This window comes from Pseudomonas sp. BCRC 81390, assembly GCF_030341915.1.
Taxonomy (GTDB): domain Bacteria; phylum Pseudomonadota; class Gammaproteobacteria; order Pseudomonadales; family Pseudomonadaceae; genus Aquipseudomonas.
On sequence record NZ_JATAAG010000048.1, the window covers coordinates 496 to 4,381 of the forward strand.

Consider the following 3,886-nt stretch of genomic DNA (forward strand, 5'->3'; position numbering starts at 1 on the left):
CTTGTCCAACGGCCAGACCATTACCGTTGAAGCCGGTAAGACCCAGGGCAGCGTCGATTTCGAGACCCCGGCGAACGACGTCTACAACAATGGCTCGACCGTCAGCACCACGATTACCGGTGCGACCGGTGGCAACTTTGAGCAGCTGACCCCAGACCCTACTCCAGCATCTACCGTCATCAATGACAGCGTCGATACTGTCACGGTGAGCATCGTCAGCAATGGCAACGTGACCGAAGACCAGCAGCCTTCCTTCACCGTGAAGGTAAGCCAGGCGCTGGATCGGCCGTTGACCGTAAGCCTGTCGAACGGCGACACCGTGACCATCGAGGCAGGTAAAACCGAGGTCGAGTACAAGACTCCAGCCCAGGGCGACGACGTCATCAAGGACGCCGGCTCTGTTACCCTGAGCGTCACTGATGCCACTGTTCCGGGTGCAACCTTCGAGAACCTGGCCTTGGGCGGCCCGGCTACCGTTGAGATCTCGGATACGATCAGTGAGGTCGTGGCCAAGCTGACCGCCACCCCTTCGGTTACCGAAGGTGGTCAAATCACCTATACCGTGACTTTGACCAACCAAGACGGCCTGCCGATCGACAAGCACGGCGCATTGACCTTCACGCTGAATGACGGCACCACCATCACCGTGCCGGCGAACAGCACCACCGGCAGCACTACCGTCACTGCGCCGGACAACGTCTACGTCGGTGCCAATGACCCCGTGGTCAAGTCGATCGCGTCGGTCAGTGGCGACGATGCCGGCAAGTTCGAACAGCTCACCCTGGACAAGACGCCGGTTAGCACCACCGTCACCGACGAGCCGGGTACTCCAGGTAACGAAGGCGACCTGGTCAAAGTCACCATCACTGCCGACCAGCCTTCGGTAGCCGAGAACGTCAAACCGACCTTCACCGTGCACATCAACCAGGCACTGGCGCACGATCTGGTCGTGACCCTGAGCAACAACGCCCAGGTCACCATCAAGGCGGGTGAAACCAGTGCAGCGTACGAGCACGCGGCACAGGGGGATGACGTCTACAACGATGCCGGCGAAATCAGCCTGGGCATCAAGTCCGCTGTGGACGTCGATGGCCGCACCTTCGAAAACCTGCAGCTGGGCGATGCGGCCACGGTTCAGGTCACCGACACCACTGACGAGGTCGTGGCCAAGCTGACCGCTACCCCTTCTGTTACCGAAGGTGGTGACATCACCTACACGATTACGCTGACCAACAAAGACGGTCTGCCGATCGACAAGCATTCGGCGTTGACCTTCACGTTGAACGATGGCACCACCATCACCGTGCCGGCGAACAGCACTACAGGCAGCACTATTGTCACTGCGCCGGACAACGTCTACGCAGGTGCCAACGATCCGGTTGTTAAGTCCATCGCCACCGTTGATGGGGTTGATGTCGGCAAGTTCGAGCAACTGACTCTGGACAAGACCCCGGTCAGCACCACGGTTACCGACGAGCCAGGTACGCCCGGCAATCCAGGCGGCAACAACGAAGGCGACCTGGTCAAGGTCACCATCACTGCCGACCAGCCTTCGGTGGCCGAGAACGTCAAACCGACCTTCACCGTGCACATCAACCAGGCCCTGGCCCACGACTTGGTCGTGACCCTGAGCAACAACGCCCAGGTCACCATCAAGGCAGGTGAAACCAGCGCAGCGTACGAGCATGCGGCACAGGGCGATGACGTCTACAACGATGCCGGCGAAATCAGCCTCGGCATCAAGTCCGCTGTGGACGTCGATGGCCGCACCTTCGAAAACCTGCAGCTGGGCGATGCGGCCACGGTTCAGGTCACCGACACCACTGACGAGGTGGTGGCCAAGTTGACCGCGACACCGTCGGTTACCGAAGGTGGCGACATCACCTACACGATTACGCTGACCAACAAAGACGGTCTGCCGATCAACAACCACTCGGAGCTCTACTTCAAGCTGACCGATGGTACTACCGTCGTCGTGGCCGCCAACAGCACCACGGGCTCAGCCACCGCAGCCGCCCCGGACAACGTCTATGTCGGTGCCAACCAACCGGTGGTCAATGCCATCGAGGCGGTCAGCGGTGCGGATGTCTGGAAGTTCGAAAACCTCAACCTGGACAAGACGCCTGTAAGCACCACTGTCACCGACGAGCCGGGTACCCCGGGCAACGAAGGCGACCTGGTCAAGGTCACCATCACCGCCGACCAGCCTTCGATGGCCGAGAACGTCAAGCCGACCTTCACCGTGCACATCAACCAGGCCTTGGCTCACGACTTGGTCGTGACCCTGAGCAACAATGCCCAGGTCACCATCAAGGCGGGTGAAACCAGTGCAGCGTACGAGCACGCGGCACAGGGGGATGACGTCTACAACGATGCCGGCGAAATCAGCCTGGGCATCAAGTCCGCTGTGGACGTCGATGGCCGTGCCTTCGAAAACCTGCAACTGGGCGATGCGGCCACGGTTCAGGTCACCGACACCACTGACGAGGTGGTGGCCAAGTTGACCGCGACACCGTCGGTTACCGAAGGTGGCGACATCACCTACACGATTACGCTGACCAACAAAGACGGTCTGCCGATCAACAACCACTCGGCACTGACCTTCACGCTGAGCGACGGCAAAACCATTACCGTGCCCGCCAATGGCACGACCGGTTCGGTCACGGTCATCGCTCCGGACAACGTCTACGCAGGCGCCAACGACCCGGTGATCAAGTCGATTGCATCGGTCAGCGGCACCGACGTCGGCAAGTTCGAACAACTGACCCTGGACAAGACCCCAGTCAGCACCACGGTCACCGACGAGCCGGGTACGCCGGGCAACCCAGGCGGCAACAACGAAGGCGACCTGGTCAAGGTCACCATCACCGCCGACCAGCCTTCGGTGGCCGAGAACGTCAAACCGACCTTCACGGTAAACATCAACCAGGCACTGGCCCACGATCTGATCGTGACCCTGAGCAACAACGCCCAGGTCACCATCAAGGCGGGTGAAACCAGCGCAGCGTACGAGCACGCGGCGCAGGGCGATGACGTCTACAAGGACGCGGGCGAACTCAGCCTGGGCATCAAGTCGGCTGTGGACGTTGATGGCCGTACCTTCGAGAACCTGCAACTGGGCGGTGCGGCCACGGTTCAGGTCACCGACACCACTGACGAGGTCGTGGCCAAGCTGACCGCTACCCCTTCGGTTACCGAAGGTGGTGACATCACCTACACCGTCACCCTGACCAACAAAGACGGCCTGCCGATCGACAAGCACGGTGCGCTGACCTTCACCCTGAACGATGGCACAACCATCACCGTTCCGGCGAACAGCACCACCGGCAGCACCACTATTACTGCGCCAGACAATGTCTACACCGGTGCCAACGATCCGGTTGTGAAATCCATCGCCAGCGTTGATGGCGTTGATGCCGGCAAGTTCGAACAGCTGACGCTGGACAAGACGCCGGTCAGCACCACGGTCACCGACGAGCCGGGTACCCCGGGCAATCCAGGCGGCAACAACGAAGGCGACCTGGTCAAGGTCACTATCACCGCCGACCAGCCTTCGGTGGCCGAGAACGTCAAACCGACCTTCACCGTGCACATCAACCAAGCCTTGGCTCACGACTTGGTCGTGACCCTGAGCAACAATGCTCAGGTCACCATCAAGGCAGGTGAAACCAGCGCAGCGTACGAGCACGTGGCACAGGGCGATGACGTCTACAAGGACTCGGGTGAAGTCAGCCTGGGCATCAAGTCGGCTGTGGACGTTGATGGTCGTACCTTCGAAAACCTGCAGCTGGGCGATGCGGCCACGGTTCAGGTCACCGACACCACTGACGAGGTCGTGGCCAAGCTGACCGCTACCCCTTCGGTTACCGAAGGTGGTGACATCACC

At 60.7% G+C, this 3,886-nt stretch carries 1 protein-coding gene; it reads left to right on the forward strand.

Translation table 11 applies throughout. The annotated features are described in order from the left end of the window. Positions 1-3,886: immunoglobulin-like domain-containing protein (locus tag QSV36_RS14650; protein ID WP_353853240.1), on the forward strand; the 3,886-nt coding region annotated here is incomplete at both ends.